This is a genomic window from Antrihabitans stalactiti (assembly GCF_012932915.1).
GTDB classification, from domain to species: domain Bacteria; phylum Actinomycetota; class Actinomycetes; order Mycobacteriales; family Mycobacteriaceae; genus Antrihabitans; species Antrihabitans stalactiti.
This window is the reverse complement of the sequence record NZ_VCQU01000002.1, coordinates 243,202-264,932: the sequence shown is the minus strand read 5'-3', so window position 1 is coordinate 264,932 and position 21,731 is coordinate 243,202. Positions and strand designations below refer to the sequence as shown.

The window sequence follows — 21,731 nt, the reverse complement described above, 5'->3', positions numbered from 1 at the left end:
GGTGATTACGGCGAATGCGGACAGGCAGCTACCTGTCAGATCCGCAGAATCGACAATTCGGAAAGAGTCAGCACGGTCCAGGGTGGGGCCCGCCCCCGACGTCCGGAGCGGAAGAGCAACTTCGACGGCAGAACTCGCCGCACCCGGTCGATACCGATCCACCACAGCAGGGTGAGCACGACCATCAGCGCGACCGTCGACAATACGAATACGCACGCATGCACCATGGCGTGCCCGGTATCGCAGCCGTCGTCGAGGCAAGGGTCGCTCGCCGAGATGGTGGCGCCTACATCCGCCATCGCAAGCGAGTGGTGCGAAGGCATCGCATCGGCCTCGTGCGCATGACCGTTGGCGAATACCCCGACGTGCATGGCGACGACGCCGGTGAGCAGTAAAACGATGCCCACCAGGCGAATCAACCCAAGGCGGATCGACGCTGCGGCCACGCCGCCATCATACCCCTGTTGGGTATGGCCGGACTCAGGCGTCGCAGTACTTCTTCAGCTCCTGAGGGAACCGGCACGTCCCATCCCGCGCCCCCACCACCCCCAGCGAACACCTCGGCGCCTTGGGCCACCGCGACCGCGCGGTGGCGCGCCCGCAGGGCCTCGACCAACCCGATCTCGGTGACGCCGACCCACTCGGCACGATGTTCGCTCATACGTTCTATTAGATCAGACGGGTCCGACAAGAAACTTGTCCACGCCGGCGTGACTTCGAATGTGACCGAAAGGCTGTCGAACAGTCCGGTTCAGTCAAAAAAACCGACGGAATCCCTGCGGCGACCTCCACGATACGAACATACGACAGCGAATCGCTTTTGATTCATGACCTTTCCAAAAATTGCTTTCGGTTGCCGACACTTTGCTTGCGAATAAGTCGAGAAAAGGCGCGGAATCGAGCCGCACTGCCCCTATCATCTGGTGGAATCGTCGGCAGCAGATCGAGCGACGCCACCAACAAGAGGAATTGGACACGTGATTAGATGAACCGGTCGAGAGCATGTGCCTTGACAGCACTGGTGGCCACCAGCTCCCTGTTCGGGACGGGCGTGTCGTACGGCGAACCGGTAAATGTCCCCTTGGAGCGGGTGTACGAATACAGCGTCGAACTTCCCAACGATATTTCGGTAAGTGCGACGGTCGACTACGGAAACTTCGTTGTTACGAAGGACGGGTCGATCGCCCAACTCGTCGATGAATCAGGTCGACCGATCGAGACGTTCCCGTTGGAGTACGCGTACGACGGCAAGATCCATCCGATCACGCCGTACGTCGGCCAAAACGGGAAACAGTTGGTGCTCACACCGGAGAAGCTTTCAGGCGCAACACAAGGCGTCGCTGGAACAGACCGCCAGGCAGCGCTGGACAATCTGATGCGGCAGGTCGCGATCGGCTGGAACAACGCAGGTCCGATCTCCACGGCACTCGGTGCTGGCATCGGATTCGGGATCGGATGCTTGTCGATCTTTCCGAACTTCGGCGCCGGTTGCATCATCGGAACCATTCTCGGCGCGGGGGTTGGCGCCGTGACTGGAATAGTGAATGGAAATCCGGAGGTGCAGCCAGCGTTCGGAGAATTCATGAGCACATTTCGCCCATGATCAACATTAGAACTGACGACCGCCCGGTTTCTTAATCGAGACGAACAAGACGACGAAGAATCTTTCAGCGATTCACCGCCAATTTCTCGTATCTATTCTATTCTCATACGCGGCGCGCACTGGTCGCGCCGGACAGTCTACAAAGGGGAAGATTACATGCCGCAGACAGATGTTTTGACCGGGATGCTTGGCGCACTCAACAGCGGTATCACGCTGGGTTTGGCGAACACGATCCTGACATTCGGGGGCATCATCCTGAACCTCAACATCCATAGCGGCGCGTGAGATCCGCCGCGTAAGAATCGACTTGCGCGGCCGCGTTTTATTGCAATAGGCAATTCAGCATCGATTCCCGCAGGTCCCCGGCCGAGTATCTCGAAGCAGGTCGGGGGCCCGCGAGAACGACCTCTCAGCCCTCGCGGTACTTCTTCAGCTCCTGACGGGCGATGGTCAGCTTGTGGACCTCGTCGGGTCCGTCGGCGAGACGGAGGGTGCGCATGTGGGCGTACATGGTGGCGAGGGGGAAGTCGTCGGTCACGCCACCGGCGCCGTGGACCTGAATGGCACGGTCGATGATCTTCAACGCCATCTGCGGTGCGGCGACCTTGATGGCTGCGATCTCGATCCGGGCCTCTTTGTTTCCGACGGTGTCCATCATCCAGGCGGCCTTGAGGGTCAGCAGCCGAACCATTTCGATCTCGATGCGCGCCTCCGCGATCCAGTCGCGGATGTTGCCGCGAGTGCTCAGCGGCTTGCCGAACGTGACGCGGGACTCGGCGCGCTTACACATCAATTCCAGTGCGCGCTCCGCCATTCCGACGGTGCGCATGCAGTGGTGAATACGCCCCGGACCGAGCCGCGCCTGACCGATCATGAAGCCGGCACCCTCACCCGCCAACACGTCTTTCGTTGGGACTCTGACGTTTTCGAACGTGATCTCGGCGTGGCCTTCACGGTCGTGGTAGCCGAAGACGGGCAGGTTCCGCACGACCCTCACGCCTGGCGCATCCATCGGGACGACCAACATCGACTGCTGCATGTAGGTCGACGCGTTGGGGTCCGTCTTGCCCATCACGATGAGGACCTTGCAGTTCTTGTGCATTGCATTGGACGCGAACCACTTACGACCGTTGAGCACGTATTCGTCGCCGTCACGTTCCATTGTCATGGCAATGTTGGTCGCGTCGGAGCTGGCCACGTCGGGTTCCGTCATCGCAAACGCGGACCGAATTGTTCCGTCCAACAACGGCTTCAAGTATTTCTCTTTGTGTTCATCGGTGCCGAAAAGCGTGAACACTTCCATGTTTCCCGTGTCGGGCGCCGCACAGTTACATGCCTCGGGCGCGAGATGCGCACTGCGGCCCATGATTTCGGCCAGCGGCGCGTACTCCAAGTTGGTGAGCCCTGGTCCCCACTCGGGATGCGGACTGAAGAGGTTCCACAGCCCGCGTTTCTTCGCCTCGGCCTTGAGTTCTTCGAGAATCGGCGGGTGGAAATGCGGATCGCCGGACGCGAGCATCTGCTCTTCGTAGACCGCTTCGGCCGGGTAGACGTGCTCGTCCATGAAGGCGAGCAGGTCTTTTTGGTACTGCAGACTCCGTGCGCTGTTCTCGAATGCCATGCGTCACTCTAACTTGAATCTGGCGTCAAGTTCAAGTGTCGATCGGGGAAGCGCAGCGCATTCGCCCAGATCCTCGACGCCGTGAAGAGCAGGTCGTCGAACGACGGACGGTCACCATCGTCGATACCTTCGTCCAGTACGAACGCGCCGAACGCCAGGCGGCTGATCATCGACGACAACGCCCGCGACGCCATCAGCGGATCCAGCTGCGCATCGGCCAAACCGCGGGCTTGCAGGTCCGCGATGGACCGCGCGTTCCGCTTTATGAACGCCGAGCTACGACGTCGCCGCACCTCTCGAAAGTTCGCGTCAATGCTGGAGACCTGCTCGAGCAACCCCATCAGTCGCGAATTACGTTGGTAAGCCTCGAAGTACGCGCGGTTGCTGGCTTCGACGACGGCGTACGGGTCGTCGGTGTCGGCCACTCGCCCCATCCCCGGGTGCAGCATGTCCTCCTGCGCGACCTCGAGGACCGCCGCAAACACCTCTTCCTTGCTCGCGAAATACGTATAGAAGGTCCCGGTCGAGCAGTCGGCTTCCTTCGTGATGTCGGTCAGCCGCGCGTCGAGGTAGCCGTCGCGCTCGAACACCACCCGGGCGGCCTTCACCAATGCGGCCTTCGTCCGCACGCCACGCTCGGTGACCGGCGGATCGCGCAACAATGACGATTGCGCCATGGACGGTGGCGGATCGTTTTCCCAGTCGCCGTCGGTTGTCATCCCCTACTTATACTCGAGCTCAACCTCGAGTCCAAGGGAACACATGCACGTCACCTTCATCTGCACCGGCAACATCTGCCGCTCCCCCATGGCCGAAAAGATCTTCGCGGCCCATATCGAACGCGCCGGATTGGCCGACCAAGTCACCGTCACGAGTGCGGGCACCGGCAGTTGGCACGTCGGCGACGCCGCGGACCCACGCACGGCGAAAGTGCTGCGCCAGCACGGCTACCCGACAGATCATCGCGCCGCCGTCATCGCCGACGAGCACCTCGACGCGGACCTCGTCGTCGCCCTCGACACCGGACACGAACGCGCGCTCGCGCGGTTGGGCGTGCCGAGCGATCGCCGCCGACTGCTGCGAAGTTTCGACCCCGACGCCGACGGACCCGATGTTCCCGACCCCTATTACGGCGATGCCGCCGACTACGATTTGGTGTACGAACAGGTCACGGCGGCCATTCCCGGCCTACTGCAGTGGGTGCGCGACGAGCTGGCCCGCTAACGTGGAAACGTGCGAAGGCTAGCGTTTCTGTTCCGACCGGGCTGGGTGATCCTGGCTCTGCTCGTCGCCGTCTTCGCCTACCTGTGCTTTTCCGTACTCGCCCCGTGGCAGCTCGGAAAGAATTCGACCACCGAACATCGCAATCAGCTGATCGAGGATTCGCTGAAGTCCGACCCGGTTCCCGCAGAGGAGCTGCTCGGTCCGGGCAAGCCGGAGACAGGCGACGAATGGCGCCTGGTGACGGTCACCGGCCACTACCTGGCAAACAGCGATGTGCTCGTCCGACTGCGATCCCACGACGGCACCCCTGCGTACGAGGTGCTGACACCGTTTGCGCTCAACGACGGCCGCGCCGTCCTGGTCGATCGGGGCTTCCTGGACGCCGTGGAAGGCACCAAACCGCCCGCCGTTGCAGCCGCTCCCACGCAGCAGGTGACTCTCGACGGCCGAATCCGCAAATCCGAGGGTTCCGATCCGGACAAGAAGCCGATCTTCGAAGACGGCTTCCGCCAGGTGTACTCGATTGATCCACAACAGGTTTCACAGGTGCTGAATACCGCGCTCCTCGGCGGCTACATTCAGCTGACCGACGATCAAGCCGGCGGGTTCGCGCCCGTTCCGCTCCCCCAACTCGACGCCGGACCGTACCTCTCGTACGGGCTGCAATGGCTCGCGTTCGGCGTCATGGCCCCGCTCGGACTCGCCTACTTCGTGCGCGCCGAGTTACTGGAACGCCGCAAGAATCGCGGGGCGTCGCCCGAGCCTGCGCCCGCGCCTGTGACCAAAGAGGACAAGCTCGCCGACCGCTACGGCCGCCGCGGCTGACACGACGACGGCTGCACCCTGCACGGCCGTCGACAGCCGGACCGCGCGGCGCAGATCGGCGGCGGTCGGCCGCGGACCGGACCCAAGCGTCGGCCGAATCTCGACGCCATGGCGGTACGCGGTGCGACCCCCGAGCGTCACACCCAACGCCCCCGCCATCGACGCCTCGGCGACGCCAGCGTTCGGGCTCGGGTGCCGACCGGCATCTGCGCGCCACGCCTGCAATGCGGCAGCCGGTGATCCGCCGACGACCGGCGCGAGAAGCACTGTCAGCCAACCGGTTACCCGGGCGGGCACGATGTTGGCGACATCATCGGTCCGGGCCGCGGCCCAGCCGAACCGCTCGTACTTCTCGTTCCGGTAGCCGAGCATCGCGTCCAGCGTGTTGATCGCGCGATAGCCGAGCAGCCCCGGCACCCCGGCGACCGCGCCCCAGACGAGGGGTGCGACCGTTGCGTCGGAAGTGTTCTCCGCGACCGATTCCAGTGCTGCGCGCGCAAGTCCGTCGGCGTCGAGCAGGTCGGGATCGCGTCCGCACAGCGAGGGCAAGAGTTCTCGCGCACCCGCGATGTCGGCAGCATCGAGCCGATCGGCCATCGCATTTCCGGTGCGCGCCAACGACGTTCCGCCCAAGACCGTCCAGGTCGCGATTGCCGTCGGCACAACACCGCTGCCGACGACGCGCCCCACCAATACCGTGGCGCCAACGAGCACGGCGGTATGGATTACTCCGGCGAGCCGGTCGTCGCGATACGTCCGGCGCTCGAGTTCGATTGCGGCCGCGCCGAACCCGGCGACGGGATGAAACCGCCGCGGATCACCGAAAGAGCGGTCGGCGGCGTAGCCGACGAGCAGGCCGAGGCCGATCGAGGCTCCTCTGTTCATCCAACAGAGGCTACGTCCCGCGAGCGCTTGCGTGTGCCGCGCGCATCAGACTGAGTCACGAGGCCTAGGGCGAGACCGGGATCGGCGGCACACGCCTTGCGCCAACCCTTGTCCGCCAACGCGATCACGTACGGCAGGGTCGCATTGGTCAGTGCGTACGTCGACGTGTGCGGGACCGCGCCGGGCATGTTGGCGACGCAGTAGAAGACCACGTTCCCGACGCGATAGGTCGGGTCGCTGTGGGTCGTCGGACGCGACGCCTCGAAGCAACCGCCCTGATCGATCGCGACATCGACAACCACGGCGCCCGGCTTCATCCGCGCCACAACAGAATTGGACACGAGTTTCGGCGCCTTCGCACCTGGCACAAGCACTGCGCCGATCACCATATCGGCATCGAGAACGGCCCGTTCGAGTTCGAATTTGTTCGACGTCACCGTCGTCACGCGGCCACCGAACTGCGCGTCGACCTCGCGCAACCGGGCAATGTTCAGATCCAGGATCGTCACTCGCGCACCCATGCCGACCGCGACGGCAGCAGCGTTGGTGCCCGACACACCCGCGCCGATCACGACAACGTGGGCGGGACGGACGCCGGGCACTCCCCCGAGCAGCACGCCTGCACCGCCACCGGCTGCCATCAAGTGATACGCGCCGGCCTGCACCGCAAGCTTGCCCGCGACCTCACTCATCGGCGCGAGCAGCGGCAGCGAACCATCCGCACCGCGCACATTCTCGTAGGCGATCGCAGTGGTTCCGGAATTCATGACCGCGTCGGTGCATGCCTGCGACGCAGCGAGATGCAGGTAGGTGAACAGCACTTGATCGGGCCGAAGCAGTGAATACTCCTGCGCGATAGGCTCTTTCACCTTCAGCAGGAGGTCCGCGCGGCGCCAGACCGCTTCGGCCGTCGGCACCGTGCGCGCTCCGACCGCCCGGTAAGCCGCATCGGAGAATCCGGAGCCGATTCCAGCATCTGTCTCGACGACGACATCATGGCCGCGCGCCACCAGTTCGTGTGCCCCAGCCGGAGTGAGGGCAACGCGATATTCGTGGTCCTTGACCTCACGGGGTACACCAACGAACATGTCTTCTCCTTTTCACCTACAGAACGACCGACGACGTCCTCTGGGTTCAAGTCTGAACAATGCAAGCGAAATTCGAAATAGCGCCGCATATGATTCTGTATAGTGACAACATGCCCGCCATATCTTCATCGCCGCGCCATCGCGACCCCAGACAGTCGAATGAAATTCGGGCCTCGCTCGACGACGTCGACCGCGTACTCGTCGAAGCCTTGCAACGCGACGCCCGCATTCCGAACAATGCCTTGGCCGAGATCGCCGGAATTGCGCCGTCGACCGCGTTGGGCCGAGTCCGCGCACTTCGCGAGCGTGGCGTCATCCGTGGATTTCACGCCGACATCGCCCCCGAAGCGCTCGGTCGGGGCCTGGAGGCCATGATTTCGGTCCGGCTGCAGGCCCACGCCCGCAAGCACGAGGCCTTCACGAAGCGCATCGCACGCCTCGACGAAGTGGTCGACATCTACTTCATCGCCGGCGCGAACGACTACCTGCTGCACGTCGCCGTCGCAGGCGCACACGCTTTGCGCGACTTCGTCATCGAACACCTCGGTGCCGACCCCGAGGTCGCAGGCACCGAGACCACATTGATCTTCGAGCACCTGCGACCCGGTCGCGACTAGCCCGTCAGCTGGGCCACGAACGCGGCGTTGTCCCAATAGATGCGGTGCGCGACGAACAGATCGTCCCTGGCCTGCAGCACATCGCAGTAAGGAAAGGAGAACTCGCGGCCGGTCGCAGGAATCGTCCCGCCTGGCCCGGCGAGGTCACCGGTATGGGTGCCGGAATAGGTGCCTTCAACGACGATCGTGTCGTCGACCTCCACCGTGTTGCGGACCTCGTGGCGACCGCCGGACACCGCATCGAGAAACGTCTGGCCGAAGGCGCGGAACTCATCGACCCCTTGCATCACACCGCTCGGAGTGACCGTCTCGACGGCTGGATCGAACACCGACAGCGAGAGATCGAGGTCACCGCTTTCCAGACCGTCGTAGTGCGTGCGCACCATCTTTTCGAGCTTGTTCATGATGTCCTCCTTGGCTGTGTCCTTGTGACACATTCAGAATCGGCGCTGGAGGACGGCCGAACTACGGGGAGTTCTCCCTGTTTTGCGAGGCATCGAGCAGATCGTTCTGCAACGCGAACACGGTCGCACCTGCCCGCGTCGAAACACCGATCTTGGCGTATATCCGCTGAATATGGCCGTCGACCGTCTTCGGCGAGATCGTCAGCTGCCGCGCGATCTGCTTGGTCGACAAACCTCGGGCGACCAGGCACAACGTTTCGGTTTCGCGCGGCGTGAGCCCGCCCGCACCCTCGCACCGCGACCGACGGACCGGCTGCCCAGCAGCGGCAAGCACGGCGTCGACAGCGCCACCATCGAGCTTGCCGGCCGACACGTCCGCGCGTAGCTCCTTCGCTGCGACCTCGGCCGCGAGCGGCTCACGGTAGGGCCGCGCTTCCGTCATCGCATGAAAGGCATCCGCCGCGGCGAGAAGCCGCGCGGGCCGCGAGAGCTGCGCGGTATGCACTCCGCGGAAATAGCCGCTGCCGTCGAGCCTTTCGTGGTGGGCGGCGGCGACCGCCGCGAGCCTGCGAAGAAACGGCGTCCGATCGAGGACCCGATCGGTGTAGTAGGAATGCAGCCGCACCTGTTCCCATTCGTGCGGTCGAAGCGGTCCAGGCCTGCCCCAGATCGCCGAGCTGACGCCGATCCGGCCGACGTCGTGCAACCATCCCGCCCGTCGCACAGTCACAACCTCGTCGGACGCGAGCCCCCATACCGTCGCAGCCGAAGCCGCAAGTGCCGCAACACCACTCGAATGACCGCGGAGCCACGGCGATTTCAGGTCGACGAGGTCGGCGATGGCGCGAAGGGTTCGGTCGATGTCGTCGCTGGTTGGCGTCTCAGCAGCCTGGGGCTCGGAGCCGATTGCTTCGTCCCACAAGGAAGCGACTTGCTCGAGTGGACGCAGCAATGTCTGTGCGTCGGCAAGAAACGCTGCCACTATCTCCGGCGCAAGGCTGTGCCCGCTGCGCGCTCCGACGATGTCGACAGCATGGTCGATGCCACCTTCGCGGTGCGCCGAGGCTGCCAACGTCGCGACTTGCACAACCCGGGTCGGCAGCGAAATATCCTCACCCGCAACGACACCAGGAAATCCCGACCCGTCCCAGTTCTCGTAGACGCACTCGACGTCAGCGAGGAAGTCCGGTTCGTACCCGCAACGCTCCGCGAGCATTCGCGCAGCCTCGCAGACTTCGTTGGCACCGTCGACGATCCGGCCGCCCAATGCCATCGCACGCGCAAGTGCGACCGGACGCCCTAGCGGAGGGCTGATCCGGCCGACGTGGCCGAGCATGAAACGAAACATCTGCTTGTGATCGGCGAAATCGAGTGTCGCAGCATGCCCGCGCATCACCAGTTCGTCACCCATGATGTGCGCGATCTCAGCCGAGACGGCCGTGCACCCGATGTGCTCGAGCAAGGCGAGGTCGTAGGTGCGCTGGACGAGATCCGGTTCGAAGCCGAGTCGAGTTGCCAATGCGGCGGCCACAACACAGTTGGCGAGGCCACTTTCGAGCGGTTGACCCATTCCGAGGTCGGCGGCCAGCGAGACCGCCGCCATCAGCTCGGACCGCCGAACCTCACCATCAGCTTCGGTCACCGGACCATTTTCTCACCCGATGGGTTTCACGTGGCCCTTCTCCAGTACCTGCAGACGCTCTCGCTGCCCGCCATAGCCGAAGATCAGTTCCAACCGATCGAGGGTTTCGCTGAAATGCGCCCAACCCTCAGCATGAACGGGAACGATCACCGCCTCGCCGAGTAGTTCCGCCGCTTGCAGCGCGGTCCGGGCGTTGAGGGTCACGTCCGTATCACCGAACCTGCCGGGATTGGCCGCCCCAACATGTAGAACCGCGATGTCGATACGCCCGATCCGCTGCGCGATCGCCCCGACGATGTCCACCGAGGCGTTGTCGCCGGATACGTAGACCGTCGGGTGACCGGTTGCCCGCAACACGAATCCAGTGACCACGCCGGTCACCGATTCACACCCCGGCGGTCCGTGCAGCGCGGGTACACCTGTGATGTCGACGCTTCCGCCGTCCGGCAGCGCGTGCGCGACCGTAGTCCAGTTCGGTAACGCGGTGACGCCAGGGATCCTCGCGGCCGCGTCCGGTGTCGAGAGGACAGTGCCGACTGTGGTCAGGAAGTCCCGACCGGAGTGATCGAGGTTGTCGGCATGCTGATCGTGAGAGAGCAGCACGATGTCGACCGGCCCGAGTTCTGCCGGCGTGACCGCGGGGCCGGTCAGTTTGTGCAGCGTGACCCCGCCTGGGTAGTCACCGGGCTCGTCGAAGGTCGGGTCCGTTATTAGAGCAAGCCCGGCGTATTCGAAGTACAACGTCGGCCCGCCGACGAGAAGTGCCTTGATCCGATTCTGTGTCGCTGTTGTCATGCACCCAACTTTCCGCGAACGAAGTACCGTCGACCAGTGGCCCGTGGGCAAATATTCGCTAAGATCGGGCCATGCAGAAAGTGGCCGTTCTCGCGTTCGACGGCATCAGCCCGTTCCACCTGTCGGTGCCGACCCTGGTGTTCGGCGCTGCCGGAATCGCCAGCGCACCACCGCACTTCGAGGTCACCGTGTTCGCCGAGCAGCCAGGTCGGCTGTCGACGCCCGCCGGTTACGCGATATCCGTCGACCACGGCCTGAACGCCACGGAAGGGGCGGACATGGTGGTCGTCCCGAGCTGGCGCCACGACACGGAGCCCTCCCGCGAATTGCTCGGCGCGCTGATCGCCGCGCACGCGGCAGGGGCGCGCATCGTCGGCCTCTGCCTGGGCGCAACAGTCATCGCCGCCAGCGGCCTCGCCGATGGCCGAGAGGTGGCGACGCATTGGTCGGCAGCGCGAGGGCTCGGCGAGCGCTATCCAGAGGTGACCGTGCGCAGCGACATCCTGTGGTCGGACCTGGGTGACGTCATCACTTCAGCCGGTGTCGCTGCTGCGCTCGATTGCTGCCTGCACATCGTCCGGACCAGCTGTGGAACGGCAGCCGCGACCGAGCTGGCGCGCGCGCTCGTGTTGGCACCGCACCGCACGGGATCGCAAGCGCAATACATTCCGATCCCGCTGTCGAACGACATCGGCGACGACCCGATCGAACGGGCGATGGTGTGGGCGCGCACGAATCTGGGTGAGCCCATCGACCTCGACACCTGGGCAGCGACGGCGCATATGGCGCGCCGCACCTTCACTCGACAGTTCCGCGATCGGACAGCATCGAGCCCACAACAGTGGCTCCTTCGACAACGGATCGACCGAGCGCGGCTCCTGCTCGAGACCAGTGACGAACCCATCGATTTAGTTGCCGAGCGGTCCGGGTTCGGCAGCGCGGTTACGCTGCGGCACCATTTCAACCGAGTACTCGACATCAGTCCGGCCGCACATCGCGCCGCATTCCGAAGCGTGGCGGTGTGAGCCCGCCGGTCCGCGTGGTCGCTGACATCGGCACGCTGGCTGCTCGCGCAGAGGCCTTGATCGTGCCCGGCAAGCGAACGATTCTCGGCATCACCGGGGCACCCGGAGCCGGCAAATCGACGCTCTGCGACGCGCTCGCCACTAGGCTCGGCGACCGCGCAGCGGTCGTCGGTATGGACGCCTTTCACCTCGCGGACGCCGAACTCGAGCGCCTCGGGCGGCGGGCTCGCAAAGGCGCACCGGACACCTTCGACGTCGATGGATACGCCGCCCTGCTCGAACGACTGCGGTCCTCGACCGACGAAATCGTCTACGCGCCGACGTTTCTCCGCAACATCGAGGCATCGATCGCAGGCGCCGTGCCGATACTCCGCTCCACTCCCCTGATCCTCACCGAGGGCAACTATCTCCTGCTCGACATCGGCAGATGGCCACGCGTCCGTGCGGCCATCGACGAGGTGTGGTTCGTCGATCTGCCTTCCGAGGTCCGGCGTCGCCGTTTGGTCCGGCGCCATGAGGAGTACGGGAAGTCACAGTCCGAGGCTGCGGTGTGGGTCGCCGACGTCGACGAGCGAAATGCCGAGTTGGTCGACCGATCAGCAGAGAACGCAAACCTTCTCCTCGAACTTGCGCCTGACGCGTAGCCTGCAAGGTGAAAACACCGCTAATGGCGAACGCAGAGCTATCGACGACAAAAGGCACGGGCGTGAAATACGCAGCAGTCCGCCGAACACTTCGCGAGTGGCTTGCGCAGCCGCATCCCTTTTCTTGGCCGGACCACATCTACCGGAGGGCCCGGCTCGTCATCGCGTTCACATGCGTCACGTTCGTCTTCATCGAAGTGACCGGAACGATCGGGGTGGGACGAACGAATCCGGTGTGGGTCGGCCTGGCGATCACCACCGTGGTCGGCACAGTGGCAGGCGGCATTGCGATCTTGGTCTGTCCGTGGCCGTCGTTTCGCAACTTTGCGCTGATCGCGATCGTTGCCGACTTCTCGCTTGCAGTGGCCAGCTTCTATCCGACGAACGCGGTGTACGCCATGTTCACCTGCGTCGTCCTCACTCTTCCCGGCGCGCTCATCTGCGCTGAACTCGATCGAACGGCAATGCGGGTGCATCTCGTATGGGTCGCGCTGGTACTTGCGACGCATACGGGCTGGGCTATCGCCGCGACGCACGGCGTGCAAGAACGTTTGCTGGTCGTGTCGTTCGCTCTCTCGACTGGAGCTGTGCTGTTCGGCACGTCCGCGATGGAACTGTCGTTGCGCAATGTGCTGATCGAATCGGCCCGCGAGCATGCCCACGCCGCCGTGCACGACCAGCTGACGACGATGCTCAACCGGCGCGGCCTCTGGGAACGCATCCCGTCCCTCGTCAAGGGCGCCGCTCCCGCCGACCGCGTCACCGTCGCGCTGCTGGATCTCGACGATTTCAAGCAGGTCAACGACGCGTACGGGCACGAAGCCGGTGACGCCGTGCTCGCCGCGGTCGCGAGATCGGTGATCGCGCACGCCCCTCGTGATTCGTTGGTCGCGCGGATCGGCGGCGAGGAATTCGCGATCTTCACCGTCATTTCCGAGGACGCTCCGGTCGCCGCTATGGCGTCAGCCCTCCTGGATTCCGTACGCATCAAGGAAGCGCCCTGGACGGTCACGGGCAGCGTCGGAATCGCATCCGAGGCAGCGGCCGTGCTGCGAACCGGGCCGACCTTGAACGATCTGTTGCGCCGGGCGGACGACGCGATGTATCAGGCGAAGCGTGCAGGCGGCGACCGCTACGTAGTCGCGCCGTTTCCCAGCCACCGTCGATCCGTCGACGTAAGCGCCGCTATTGGCTAACGGTCAATAAGCCCGGTATGGTGCGAGATATGTCATCTCATTCTCTCGCAGGACTCTCGGTTGCGATATCCGGTGGCGCTCGCGGCATCGGCCGCGAGATCGCGGTCGCATTCGTCGACGCCGGCGCACGTGTCGCGATCGGCGATATCGCAGCCGACGCAGCGCAAGCGACCGCAACCGAGCTCGGCAATGGTGTCGTCGCCTATCCCCTCGACGTCACCGACCCGGACGGGTTCGCCCACTTCCTCGACCAAGCCGAAGCCGCCCTCGGGCCGCTCGATGTCTTGGTCAACAACGCGGGGATCATGCCGATCGGACCATTTCTCGCCGAGTCCGACAACGTGACCGACCGCGTCCTCGATATCGACGTCCGCGGCGTTCTCACCGGAACGAAGCTCGCAGGTCAGCGGTTTCACGAGCGCGGGGCCGGCCACGTCGTCAACATCGCCTCGATCATGGGCACACTCGCCTCGCCCAACGCGGCCTCGTACTGCGCGGCCAAGTTCGCGATCGTCGGATTCGGACAAGCATTGCGGCAGGAGTGGCGCGGCACCGGCGTGCACATCACGACCATCTGCCCCGGGTTCGTCCGGACCGAGCTCATTTCCGGAATGAAGGCGAACAAGGCGATGGAAAAGCTCGCCATGGTCGATCCAGATGCCGTTGCCGCCGCCGTCCTTGCTGCCATCGAGTCGGGCAGGTCGCGCCAGGTATTCGTGCCGAAATCCGCCGCCGCGATCGTAAAGGGATCCAACACGTTGCCGAACGACGTGCGTGACACCCTGTTTCGCCTGGCTGGCGGCAACAGCGTGACCGAAACCATGGACCTCGAAGCCCGGGCTGCCTACCAAAGCCGAGTCGACGGAGCAGTGTCGTGATCCGCACCGAACTCGCCGTCGCAGGCGTCCCCGAGACGGATCTGCCTGCCGACCTGCTCACCCGCTTGCCCGAAAACCTCAGTGGCGCACCATGGGAATGCACGGCACAGTCGCTGGTCTGGTCAGGTCGCGGCGGCCATGCGGCACGCGCTGCGCTGCCGACTCGACTTCGGGAGCTGGTCGACCCCCTCGCCGTGGTCGGCGGGATGGTCCGCTACACCGATACACCGGTCGGTGCCTACGACGAGGTACTCGGCATCGTCGGACACCGCCAGGGTCTCAGCATTCGCGGCAGTGTCGCGTTCATGGCCGTCGACTCCGCGGTCAGCCTCGTCGGCGGCCGTACCAACTGGGCAATGCCGAAGACGCTCGCAGAGTTCAACGGCGAGATCGGCAACGGAGCAACCATGACCGCCAGCAGCGCAGTCGGTTCGTCGTGGCGGGTGTCGGCCACACCCCGGATCCTTGGTCCGGGCGTGCCGTTCGCAACCCGACTGAAGACCGTTCAGCAGTTCGCCGACGGCAGCATCGCCACTTCGGTGCTGTCCGCCAAGGGAAAGCTGCGTCCCGCGTTGATCGCCGTCGAAGTCGAGTCGGACGGTCCGCTGCCGACGTGGTTGCGCAAAGGCCGGCACCTCGGCGCGGTCGTCGACTCGATGACCTTCACGCTCGGGGTCCCACAGTGACCAAATCCTGAGTCGCCCGCGCGCGCTGCAAGAACAAGACAACCGCTGCCCCGAGGATCGATACCGTCGCCGTCACCAGTGCGGCGGCGTTCCACCCGTCGACACCTGATTTTGCGGCGATCACCGCGACCACCGTGACGCCGACTGCCGATCCGACGTAGCGGGCGGTGTTGTTCGCTCCACTTCCCATGCCGCCGCGCCCGGCGGGAACACTCGCCACGGCTTCGCGACCGAGCGCGGCGTTGAGCACGCCACTGGCAATGCCCGCCACGATCAATCCGGGGGCGAACCGGGTCCACGTGGACGAATCGTTGATACCGAACAACATCAACTGGCCGACACCGACGCCGAACAGGCCGATCGACAGTTGCACCTGACCGGAAACGGCCGGCGGAATTCGGCGTGCCAGCAGCGCGGTCCCGACGCTTGCACCCGACCACAGGAGCAGCAGGAATGCTGCGTTCAACGCGGAGATGTCGAGCGCCACGACCACAAAGCCGGGCATGTAGGACATCAACGCGATGATTCCCCCACCGGTCGCCAGTGCAGCCGTCGTCGCGCCGACGAACGCCGGTCGCCGAAACAGCGCCGGATCCAACATTGCCGAGTCGCTTCGGTATTCGACGACGGCAAAAGCAGTCAGCAATGCCGCAGCGGCGATCGCGAGGCCGATCGCTTCGACCGACACCCAGCCCTGACGTCCTTCCACCAGCGCGGCGAGTAAGGCACTCATACCGACGGCCAGCAATACCGTCCCAAGAATGTCGAGCTTTCGCGTTGTCTCCGTGCGCGATTCGTCCACCAGATACTGCGCCGCCACCGCAAGGACGGCCGCTGCAACGAAGAGAAACCAGTACACGTCACGCCAGCTCATGGCACGGTCCATACCCGCCGACAGCAGCGGTCCGACCGCGATACCGGCTCCCACGCTCGCACCCCACACACCGCTGGCCGCAGCGCGTGCCGGACCCGCTGGATATGCGTGCGCGATGATGCCGAGGCTCGATGCGACCACGGCGGCGCCGCCAACGCCTTGCAACACCCGAGCGAGAACGAAGACGAGCGCATTCGGAGCGATTGCACACAGGACGGACGCAAGAGCGAGAGTGATCAGGCCGATCTGGAAGGTCCGGCGGCGACCGTAATCGTCGGAGATCGTTCCCGTCGAGAGCAACACTGCGCCGAGGCCGATGCTCATCGAACTGAGGATCCACGTCTTGCCTGCCGTGTCGGCACCCAGACCGGCCGCCGTGCTGTTGACGGTGGCCAAAGGCGCTGTGAAGGCGATCAGCGTCAGTAACGTCCCAAGTCCGGCAGCCGTGAGGGCTTGCGTTGCTTTCATAGCCTGTCCCAACCTAAGTCTGTTGAACGAACTAACCCATACGAATGTAGCAGATTGGTTCGTTGAACAGACCATGGCTGTATGATCGATGCATGGCACTCGGGACCGACTATGCACGGCAGGACTGCTCACTCGCGCGCGCCCTGGAGCTGATCGGCGAGCGATGGACGATGCTCATCATCCGCGACTGCTTCTTCGGAGTTCGCAGGTTCACCGACTTTCAGGACCATCTCGACATCTCCAAAGCGGTTCTGACGCAACGACTATCCGACCTCGTGGACGAAGGATTGCTGTCGCGCTCACCCGAGCGTCATGGGGAGTACACACTCACCGAAGACGGTCTCGCATTGTGGCCGGCCATGTTCGCGCTGATGAAGTGGGGCGAACAACTCAGGTCACCGAACGGTCCGCGCCGGGTGTTCGTCCACACGGACTGCGGAACCGCCCTCGACGTGACCGGCCGCTGCCCCACATGCGGCATCGCACCATTGCCCGCTCAGCTAGGGATGCGACCAGGCCCCGGAGCGAACCCGTCGATCCGCACAGATCGAGTGTCCGTCGCACTACGACACCCGCGACCCCTGCTCGAGCCGTTGCGGTCGTGAGGGTGGGGCAGTCTTGAAAAGTGGGCGCAGAGGGGTTCGAACCCCCGACCGCTGGTGTGTAAATGGCGAAATTGCCATTCGGGCAGTTGCCTCCTGTCCAGATTTTGCCAGTTCAAAGGCCATGCTTCGCGCCGCCTGTCCATCTCGTGCCAGCCGATATTGGCGGCTCCTGGACCGTTCTTGGACACTTGCGGGGGTTCGCAGCGGGCTTCCGTCGCACGCGCCCAGAACGCTTTGTGTGGCCAAATTTGGCCGCGTTCTCGGAACGCTCAGGAGCGGACCAACATCGGCATGTTCTCGCAGTTCAGCTCCGTTATTTGCGTTCCCAGAACGGCGGAGAATGTGCGAGTTTGGCTGGCCAAGGAACAGCGTCCGGGAAGGGAACGAAGGTGTCCGCGAGGGTGGGCTAGACGAAGTCAGTCAGGCACCCGTCATAGCAGCTCTCATTTGACGAGATCGATCGCGATGATGACAGCGGATCGCGAGGGTCGGAAGGCCGATCCCCCATCGGGAGACCGGCCCTACCTCGATTCTTGGTTGACGTCAGAAGGAGTCGTTGATCGTTACCTTGTCGTAGTTGGCCGGGAGATCGTCGCCGCTGAAGCAGTTGAGTGTGACGGTCGTGCCGACGTTGATGGGCTCGGTGGTGCAGTCGGCTTTGCCGAGGACTTCGGTTCCGCTCCACAGTTTGATTTCGACGAGTGACGAATCGCGCTTGTCGCGGTTGTTGGTGACTTTGAGTCCGCCTATTTCGATGTCGCCGAGCGCGCCTGCCCCGAGTGTCCAGCCGTCGGCGTATTTGAATCCGTCGACTTCGAATCCTCGGCCCGCGACGATGGTGAGGGGGTTGTTTGTGCCGCCTGGTTTCTCGGCGTCGTCTTTGATGTCGTTGGATATTTCGTTTGCGACGCCTCCGACCAAGGCGAAGCAGCCGCCCACCAGCAATATGAATCCGATGATGACGCCGATGAGGACATTTCGGACGGTGTGCTTCTTCTTCGGTTTGGGCAGGCTCGGGTTAGGGACCCATCCGTTGCCGGTCCAGACGAACTGTCCGTCTGGACTGACTTGGCCTGGAACTGGTTGCTGTGGTTGTCCTTGCGGTGTGGTCATTTGCCCTCTGTCCCCGGATCGTGTTTCACCGCAGTATTTCCCGATACTGTGCGCGGCGATGGATTGACAGGTCGTTACCTTACGTTTAACAGAGCGAGCTGGCCTGGGTTTTGCGTGCGGCGCCCGCGCCCGCGCAGGCGCACGCGCGAGGACGCGTTCGGGCCAAAGTCTCGCGCGCGCGTCCCGCACGCGAGCAGCCCAGTCGGGAGTGGCGAGAACGCCCCAGGCCGAATCGATGACCTCAGCTCGGACCTGAGGGCACACAGCGAGTGGCACTCACACGGGCCGCATCAATTCGCCGGTCCAGTCGCGCGGATCAGCAGTCGGCTTGATGACTACTATTTCTTGACCACCCTGGAACAATTTCGCGGCTAACGATGCACTGACGTACATCGCCTGCGCGAGTAGCCACTCTGCGTCGCGAATTCGGTTATTGATCGCGACGCGACCGTAGTTGACAGGCCTCGTCTCGGGCAGCGTGCTTGAGCTGAAAAAGCTCGTTTGCAGGCGCATCCGGTCGTGGTCGAGGAGTTCGATCCGTGCCGAGTGGCCGATGTTGTCACGAACAGCTTTCACCTTGCGGTAGGTCGCGCCGTAGAGATCGAGGTCGGCATCGCAGCTTCCCGCCTTTTTCAGCAGTTCGAGGAGTTCAGGCCTGTGGTCGTCGCGGATGCGCTTGGTCGCCCCTCGGTCGTCCAGCCACGACATCATCGGCTCAACCCGGTGCTCGAAGTAGCCGCGCGCCGCGCCATCGACAGCATCCTGCGCACGGCTAAAGCTGCTGATGAGCGTAAGGGCAAGTACACGCATGTCGTCGGCGCAGGGATCGGTCGTCATTCTGTCGATGCTGTCATGTGGCGGCACAACGCATTTAATTAGTGGAGTGCGTACCGCCGTCCAAAGCGGCGACCAAGGGGCACAGCATCCGCGAGGTGGACGCGGCGTGAAAGGGCGATGATGTCGCTAAGGCCGACCGCAGTGATGAGAGGTACGGCAGTCTACTTTCATGCGACGGCCCACTCCGTTCTTAGTAGGTGTTGGCGATGGCCGCGGACACCGCATCTCGCTGCTCGGGGCAATAGTTGTTCGCTGCTGCTGCGAGAATGACGGTCGCGCTCTTCACGTTCGAGCTGCGGATCCGGTTCATCAACAGTACGTAGGCGTTCCCTCCGGCGCGGAGGCGGTCGCAATTGTTAATGCCCTCGTTGATGCTGATGTCGCGCAGTGCGCCGAATGTGATGAATCCGGCCCGCTCCACCTCAGCGATAAATGCGTCGTCCTGCGCTGGGTTGCGGGGGGTGTCGGCATGTGCGGTTCCACCGCCGGTCGCGATTGCGGCGGTGGCGAGGATTGCGGCGAATGTTGCCTTCATAACCCATTAGTGTCGCAAACCGGGCATGGCTGCACAGCGGTTTGCGGTGCTCGCGAGGTGTCACCTCACCTTGACCGTCGTTACTCGGTCCAGTACAGCGGGTCCTCGCCCGACACCGCACACAACGCCACAACCGCACCCAATAATGTGCGCGCTGCTGATCTCTGTCATCGCGACACCCTGGTCGTCGGCAGCCTTGACCAACCAACTTAGTTGTTGGGCCACTTGGCCGGCCATCTTCGCCCCCACGTCTATCAGCCGGCACTCGAAGCGGCGGGTGCCAGCATCTTCGCGGATTCGAGAGTGACCGGGTGAAAAGTGCGTTTTCCACCGCGGCTTGGACCGTTCTTGGACAGTTGGCACGCCGACCAGGGGTCAAAGATCGACGGCCGACACGCTGACGTGCACTTTCTTGGTGGGCGCAGAGGGGTTCGAACCCCCGACCGCTGGTGTGTAAAACCAGAGCTCTACCGCTGAGCTATACGCCCGAGATTGCCTCAAGAATCTAGCGCGGCCAGCGCTTTCTCCCAAAGCCCCTGGTCACGAGCCTCGCCCGGACCGTTCATCTCGGCAAAACGGACGATCCCGTCCATGTCGATGACGAACGTGCCGCGATTGGCGAATCCGGCTTTCTCGTTGAACACGCCATAGGCCTGCGCGATCGCTCCATGCGGCCAGAAATCGGACAGCAGCGGGAACGTGTAGCCCTGCTCGGCTGCCCAGATCTTGTGCGTCGGCGACGGACCCACCGAGATCGCGAGGATCTCGGTGGTGTCGTTCTGGTACTTCGGCAACTCGTCGCGAACCTTGCACAACTCGCCCTGACAGGTGCCGGTGAAGGCCAGCGGGTAGAAGACGATGAGCACGTTCTTCTTTCCCCGGTAGGACGACAACGTGACTTCCTGGTTGTTCTGGTCCTTCAGGGTGAAATCGGGCGCCGTTGTACCGACATCGAGAGGCATGGTCGTCCTTTGTGTATGTGCAGCTACGTTTTTCAGCGCTTCTTGATCGCCGCTTTCGGCTGCACCAGTCGGCTACCTGTCCACGTTCCCAGGTTGACCGCAGAGGTCTGCGTGAGGCCGGCGGTCGGTGCCGATTCGGCGATCTCGCTCGGTTCGACGTGATTGGGCTGACCGGTTTTGGGGGTGAGCACCCACACGAAGCCGTCGTCGGCAAGCGGGGTGATCGCGTCCATGAGTGCGTCGACGAGATCGCCGTCACCGTCCCGCCACCACAGCAGGACCACGTCGATCACCTCGTCGGAATCCTCGTCGACCATGTCGGCGCCGATCGTCTCTTCGACGTCGGCACGCAAGTGGTCGTCGGTATCGTCATCCCAACCCAGTTCTTGAACCACCATGTCGTGTGAAATGCCAAGCTTCTGAGCGAAGTTCTGCGCGTCCGCCGCGGCGACCACGGTGGTTTCCTCCTTTTGATTGAGCGTTCGGTAGTGAAAGCGAACATGGTCTAGGCCATTAACGCAACCCAACCGCCGGAATTAGCGCCAGAAAATGCGATCGAGGACGAGTTGTCGTCAGAAACCGCCGTCGTTGCATGCGGTAACCGCCGCATCTTTTGCACCGTCAGATGTCTTCGCAGCGGCGTTCAGATCGGCGACAGACACCTTTTTGTCCACCGCGTCTGCGAGTGCACGCTCCTTCGACACATATCCGGCGAGCGCGGCGCGCAGTTGCGAACCGCTCGGGATCGCGTCGATGGTATCGGTGGCCGCGCTCTCGACCTGCTTCGCACTCTCCTTGAGTGCGTCGGAGGCGAGCTTTGCCTTCGCAGTGACGTCGGGCGCATTCGCATCCGACGCGGTGATGAAGTCGTTGTACTTGACCGTCGCCGCCTTGGAGAAGGAACGCAGGTTGTCGCACGCCTTCTGCGCAGCAGCATTGCCGTCAGCAATCCGCCGAGCAGAGGTCGCCGCCGCCGATGACGATGCGGCCTCTTTGGAGTAAGCCGCAGCGTCGGCTTTGTTCGCCGTCGGATTTCCGGAAACCGGCCCACCACATCCGACGATCACGATCAATCCAGCAGCAACGGCACCGATTGCACTGGCCATTCCCGCACGTCGCCCGCCACGGAAACTCATCGTCCCCCCTCGTTGTCGTCTTGCACGCCAGCACGGTAACCCATCTTCGACGAGAAGGCCTGTTCGGC

At 63.6% G+C, this 21,731-nt stretch carries 27 protein-coding genes and 1 tRNA gene; 11 read left to right on the top strand and 17 right to left on the bottom strand.

What is annotated here, in order from left to right; translation table 11 throughout:
* Positions 1-35 precede the first annotated feature (35 nt).
* Both FGL95_RS06995 and FGL95_RS06990 read right to left on the bottom strand, forming a co-directional pair.
* The gene (locus FGL95_RS06995; protein ID WP_169585499.1) at positions 36-446 is read right to left on the bottom strand and encodes a DUF6153 family protein; all 411 of its coding nucleotides are present in this window, start codon (positions 444-446) and stop codon (positions 36-38) included.
* Positions 416-661, bottom strand: coding sequence for a hypothetical protein (locus FGL95_RS06990; protein ID WP_169585498.1), 246 nt, complete (start codon positions 659-661; stop codon positions 416-418). The genes FGL95_RS06995 and FGL95_RS06990 overlap by 31 nt, the downstream gene beginning before the upstream one ends.
* Positions 662-1,009: 348 nt before the next feature.
* Here FGL95_RS06990 and FGL95_RS06985 point away from each other — a divergent pair, with 348 nt between their 5' ends.
* Positions 1,010-1,603, top strand: coding sequence for a DUF8020 domain-containing protein (locus FGL95_RS06985; protein WP_169585497.1), 594 nt, complete (start codon positions 1,010-1,012; stop codon positions 1,601-1,603).
* A gap of 156 nt (positions 1,604-1,759) precedes the next feature.
* Complete coding sequence (locus FGL95_RS32735; protein WP_277351750.1) at positions 1,760-1,888, top strand: hypothetical protein; 129 nt, start codon at positions 1,760-1,762, stop codon at positions 1,886-1,888.
* A 124-nt stretch (positions 1,889-2,012) separates the two neighbouring features.
* Here the strand turns inward: FGL95_RS32735 and FGL95_RS06980 are convergent, their stop codons facing one another.
* Both FGL95_RS06980 and FGL95_RS06975 read right to left on the bottom strand, forming a co-directional pair.
* Positions 2,013-3,224 carry an acyl-CoA dehydrogenase family protein gene (locus FGL95_RS06980; RefSeq protein ID WP_169585496.1) on the bottom strand — a complete coding sequence of 404 codons (1,212 nt, stop codon included), beginning with the start codon at positions 3,222-3,224 and terminating at the stop codon, positions 2,013-2,015.
* A gap of 8 nt (positions 3,225-3,232) precedes the next feature.
* Entirely contained in the window at positions 3,233-3,943 is a 711-nt protein-coding gene (locus FGL95_RS06975; protein ID WP_169585495.1) for a TetR/AcrR family transcriptional regulator, read from the bottom strand.
* A 43-nt stretch (positions 3,944-3,986) separates the two neighbouring features.
* Between FGL95_RS06975 and FGL95_RS06970 the strand changes: the two genes are divergently transcribed.
* Together FGL95_RS06970 and FGL95_RS06965 are read left to right on the top strand one after the other, a co-directional pair.
* Positions 3,987-4,448: a low molecular weight protein-tyrosine-phosphatase gene (locus tag FGL95_RS06970; RefSeq protein WP_169585494.1), complete on the top strand. Its 462-nt coding sequence runs from the start codon at positions 3,987-3,989 to the stop codon at positions 4,446-4,448.
* A gap of 9 nt (positions 4,449-4,457) precedes the next feature.
* A complete protein-coding gene (locus tag FGL95_RS06965; protein ID WP_169585493.1) occupies positions 4,458-5,273 on the top strand; it encodes an SURF1 family cytochrome oxidase biogenesis protein in 816 nt (271 codons plus the stop codon).
* On the opposite strand, the gene FGL95_RS06960 is transcribed toward FGL95_RS06965, so the two are convergent.
* Complete coding sequence (locus FGL95_RS06960; RefSeq protein WP_169585492.1) at positions 5,172-6,158, bottom strand: cobalamin biosynthesis protein; 987 nt, start codon at positions 6,156-6,158, stop codon at positions 5,172-5,174. The genes FGL95_RS06965 and FGL95_RS06960 overlap by 102 nt on opposite strands.
* The gene (gene ald, locus FGL95_RS06955; protein WP_169585491.1) at positions 6,155-7,246 is read right to left on the bottom strand and encodes an alanine dehydrogenase; all 1,092 of its coding nucleotides are present in this window, start codon (positions 7,244-7,246) and stop codon (positions 6,155-6,157) included. Before ald ends, FGL95_RS06960 begins: the two co-directional genes overlap by 4 nt.
* Before the next feature lie 110 nt (positions 7,247-7,356).
* On the opposite strand from ald, the gene FGL95_RS06950 reads away from it, so the two are divergent.
* Positions 7,357-7,863 carry an Lrp/AsnC family transcriptional regulator gene (locus tag FGL95_RS06950; protein ID WP_169585490.1) on the top strand — a complete coding sequence of 169 codons (507 nt, stop codon included), beginning with the start codon at positions 7,357-7,359 and terminating at the stop codon, positions 7,861-7,863.
* Here FGL95_RS06950 and FGL95_RS06945 read toward each other — a convergent pair.
* From FGL95_RS06945 to FGL95_RS06935, 3 genes are all read right to left on the bottom strand, one after another.
* Positions 7,860-8,267, bottom strand: coding sequence for an ester cyclase (locus tag FGL95_RS06945; RefSeq protein ID WP_169585489.1), 408 nt, complete (start codon positions 8,265-8,267; stop codon positions 7,860-7,862). The two genes, FGL95_RS06950 and FGL95_RS06945, sit on opposite strands and share 4 nt — an antisense overlap.
* Positions 8,268-8,328: 61 nt before the next feature.
* Complete coding sequence (locus tag FGL95_RS06940) at positions 8,329-9,909, bottom strand: HD domain-containing phosphohydrolase (RefSeq protein ID WP_169585488.1); 1,581 nt, start codon at positions 9,907-9,909, stop codon at positions 8,329-8,331.
* 12 nt (positions 9,910-9,921) lie between these two features.
* Positions 9,922-10,704, bottom strand: a complete 783-nt coding sequence (locus tag FGL95_RS06935) for an MBL fold metallo-hydrolase (RefSeq protein ID WP_169585487.1) — start codon at positions 10,702-10,704, stop codon at positions 9,922-9,924.
* A gap of 71 nt (positions 10,705-10,775) precedes the next feature.
* On the opposite strand from FGL95_RS06935, the gene FGL95_RS06930 reads away from it, so the two are divergent.
* Genes FGL95_RS06930 through FGL95_RS06910 form a run of 5 tightly spaced genes read left to right on the top strand, consistent with a single transcriptional unit; the run spans position 10,776 to position 15,133 of the window.
* Complete coding sequence (locus tag FGL95_RS06930; protein WP_169585486.1) at positions 10,776-11,729, top strand: GlxA family transcriptional regulator; 954 nt, start codon at positions 10,776-10,778, stop codon at positions 11,727-11,729.
* Entirely contained in the window at positions 11,726-12,373 is a 648-nt protein-coding gene (locus tag FGL95_RS06925) for a nucleoside/nucleotide kinase family protein (protein ID WP_338079741.1), read from the top strand. Before FGL95_RS06930 ends, FGL95_RS06925 begins: the two co-directional genes overlap by 4 nt.
* 8 nt (positions 12,374-12,381) lie before the next feature.
* Positions 12,382-13,569 (top strand): diguanylate cyclase, encoded by a 1,188-nt coding sequence (locus FGL95_RS32870; RefSeq protein WP_169585485.1) that lies wholly within the window; start codon positions 12,382-12,384, stop codon positions 13,567-13,569.
* A 29-nt stretch (positions 13,570-13,598) separates the two neighbouring features.
* Positions 13,599-14,447, top strand: coding sequence for an SDR family NAD(P)-dependent oxidoreductase (locus tag FGL95_RS06915; RefSeq protein ID WP_169585484.1), 849 nt, complete (start codon positions 13,599-13,601; stop codon positions 14,445-14,447).
* On the top strand, positions 14,444-15,133 hold the full coding sequence (locus FGL95_RS06910) for an acetoacetate decarboxylase family protein (RefSeq protein ID WP_169585483.1): 690 nt from the start codon (positions 14,444-14,446) through the stop codon (positions 15,131-15,133). The genes FGL95_RS06915 and FGL95_RS06910 overlap by 4 nt, the downstream gene beginning before the upstream one ends.
* Here the strand turns inward: FGL95_RS06910 and FGL95_RS06905 are convergent.
* The gene (locus FGL95_RS06905) at positions 15,111-16,475 is read right to left on the bottom strand and encodes an MFS transporter (RefSeq protein ID WP_169585482.1); all 1,365 of its coding nucleotides are present in this window, start codon (positions 16,473-16,475) and stop codon (positions 15,111-15,113) included. The two genes, FGL95_RS06910 and FGL95_RS06905, sit on opposite strands and share 23 nt — an antisense overlap.
* Positions 16,476-16,567: 92 nt before the next feature.
* Between FGL95_RS06905 and FGL95_RS06900 the strand changes: the two genes are divergently transcribed.
* Positions 16,568-17,080 carry a winged helix-turn-helix transcriptional regulator gene (locus FGL95_RS06900; RefSeq protein WP_169585481.1) on the top strand — a complete coding sequence of 171 codons (513 nt, stop codon included), beginning with the start codon at positions 16,568-16,570 and terminating at the stop codon, positions 17,078-17,080.
* 543 nt (positions 17,081-17,623) lie between these two features.
* On the opposite strand, the gene FGL95_RS06895 is transcribed toward FGL95_RS06900, so the two are convergent.
* The 7 genes from FGL95_RS06895 to FGL95_RS06865 all read right to left on the bottom strand — a co-directional run bounded on the left by FGL95_RS06895 (position 17,624) and on the right by FGL95_RS06865 (position 21,663).
* Positions 17,624-18,193, bottom strand: a complete 570-nt coding sequence (locus FGL95_RS06895) for a hypothetical protein (RefSeq protein ID WP_169585480.1) — start codon at positions 18,191-18,193, stop codon at positions 17,624-17,626.
* Positions 18,194-18,469: 276 nt separating this feature from the next.
* Positions 18,470-19,030, bottom strand: a complete 561-nt coding sequence (locus FGL95_RS06890; protein WP_169585479.1) for a hypothetical protein — start codon at positions 19,028-19,030, stop codon at positions 18,470-18,472.
* Between the two features lie 190 nt (positions 19,031-19,220).
* Positions 19,221-19,565 carry a DUF732 domain-containing protein gene (locus FGL95_RS06885; RefSeq protein WP_169585478.1) on the bottom strand — a complete coding sequence of 115 codons (345 nt, stop codon included), beginning with the start codon at positions 19,563-19,565 and terminating at the stop codon, positions 19,221-19,223.
* A gap of 413 nt (positions 19,566-19,978) precedes the next feature.
* A tRNA-Val gene (locus tag FGL95_RS06880) sits at positions 19,979-20,053 on the bottom strand.
* Positions 20,054-20,062: 9 nt separating this feature from the next.
* Positions 20,063-20,527 carry a peroxiredoxin gene (locus FGL95_RS06875; RefSeq protein ID WP_169585477.1) on the bottom strand — a complete coding sequence of 155 codons (465 nt, stop codon included), beginning with the start codon at positions 20,525-20,527 and terminating at the stop codon, positions 20,063-20,065.
* 32 nt (positions 20,528-20,559) lie between these two features.
* Positions 20,560-20,982 carry a DUF3052 family protein gene (locus FGL95_RS06870; RefSeq protein WP_169585476.1) on the bottom strand — a complete coding sequence of 141 codons (423 nt, stop codon included), beginning with the start codon at positions 20,980-20,982 and terminating at the stop codon, positions 20,560-20,562.
* 117 nt (positions 20,983-21,099) lie between these two features.
* The gene (locus FGL95_RS06865; RefSeq protein WP_169585475.1) at positions 21,100-21,663 is read right to left on the bottom strand and encodes a hypothetical protein; all 564 of its coding nucleotides are present in this window, start codon (positions 21,661-21,663) and stop codon (positions 21,100-21,102) included.
* Between the last annotated feature and the right edge of the window lie 68 nt (positions 21,664-21,731).

Excerpts from the sequence above, each read along its gene's own strand:
- FGL95_RS06990 (WP_169585498.1), bottom strand. The coding sequence starts at position 661 with ATGAGCGAACATCGTGCCGAGTGGGTCGGCGTCACCGAGATCGGGTTG.
- FGL95_RS32735 (WP_277351750.1), top strand. The coding sequence starts at position 1,760 with ATGCCGCAGACAGATGTTTTGACCGGGATGCTTGGCGCACTCAACAGC.
- FGL95_RS06980 (WP_169585496.1), bottom strand. The coding sequence starts at position 3,224 with ATGGCATTCGAGAACAGCGCACGGAGTCTGCAGTACCAAAAAGACCTG.
- FGL95_RS06975 (WP_169585495.1), bottom strand. The coding sequence starts at position 3,943 with ATGACAACCGACGGCGACTGGGAAAACGATCCGCCACCGTCCATGGCG.
- FGL95_RS06970 (WP_169585494.1), top strand. The coding sequence starts at position 3,987 with ATGCACGTCACCTTCATCTGCACCGGCAACATCTGCCGCTCCCCCATG.
- FGL95_RS06960 (WP_169585492.1), bottom strand. The coding sequence starts at position 6,158 with ATGAACAGAGGAGCCTCGATCGGCCTCGGCCTGCTCGTCGGCTACGCC.
- ald (WP_169585491.1), bottom strand. The coding sequence starts at position 7,246 with ATGTTCGTTGGTGTACCCCGTGAGGTCAAGGACCACGAATATCGCGTT.
- FGL95_RS06950 (WP_169585490.1), top strand. The coding sequence starts at position 7,357 with ATGCCCGCCATATCTTCATCGCCGCGCCATCGCGACCCCAGACAGTCG.
- FGL95_RS06945 (WP_169585489.1), bottom strand. The coding sequence starts at position 8,267 with ATGAACAAGCTCGAAAAGATGGTGCGCACGCACTACGACGGTCTGGAA.
- FGL95_RS06935 (WP_169585487.1), bottom strand. The coding sequence starts at position 10,704 with ATGACAACAGCGACACAGAATCGGATCAAGGCACTTCTCGTCGGCGGG.
- FGL95_RS06930 (WP_169585486.1), top strand. The coding sequence starts at position 10,776 with ATGCAGAAAGTGGCCGTTCTCGCGTTCGACGGCATCAGCCCGTTCCAC.
- FGL95_RS06915 (WP_169585484.1), top strand. The coding sequence starts at position 13,599 with ATGTCATCTCATTCTCTCGCAGGACTCTCGGTTGCGATATCCGGTGGC.
- FGL95_RS06905 (WP_169585482.1), bottom strand. The coding sequence starts at position 16,475 with ATGAAAGCAACGCAAGCCCTCACGGCTGCCGGACTTGGGACGTTACTG.
- FGL95_RS06900 (WP_169585481.1), top strand. The coding sequence starts at position 16,568 with ATGGCACTCGGGACCGACTATGCACGGCAGGACTGCTCACTCGCGCGC.
- FGL95_RS06895 (WP_169585480.1), bottom strand. The coding sequence starts at position 18,193 with ATGACCACACCGCAAGGACAACCACAGCAACCAGTTCCAGGCCAAGTC.
- FGL95_RS06890 (WP_169585479.1), bottom strand. The coding sequence starts at position 19,030 with ATGACGACCGATCCCTGCGCCGACGACATGCGTGTACTTGCCCTTACG.
- FGL95_RS06885 (WP_169585478.1), bottom strand. The coding sequence starts at position 19,565 with ATGAAGGCAACATTCGCCGCAATCCTCGCCACCGCCGCAATCGCGACC.
- FGL95_RS06875 (WP_169585477.1), bottom strand. The coding sequence starts at position 20,527 with ATGCCTCTCGATGTCGGTACAACGGCGCCCGATTTCACCCTGAAGGAC.
- FGL95_RS06865 (WP_169585475.1), bottom strand. The coding sequence starts at position 21,663 with ATGAGTTTCCGTGGCGGGCGACGTGCGGGAATGGCCAGTGCAATCGGT.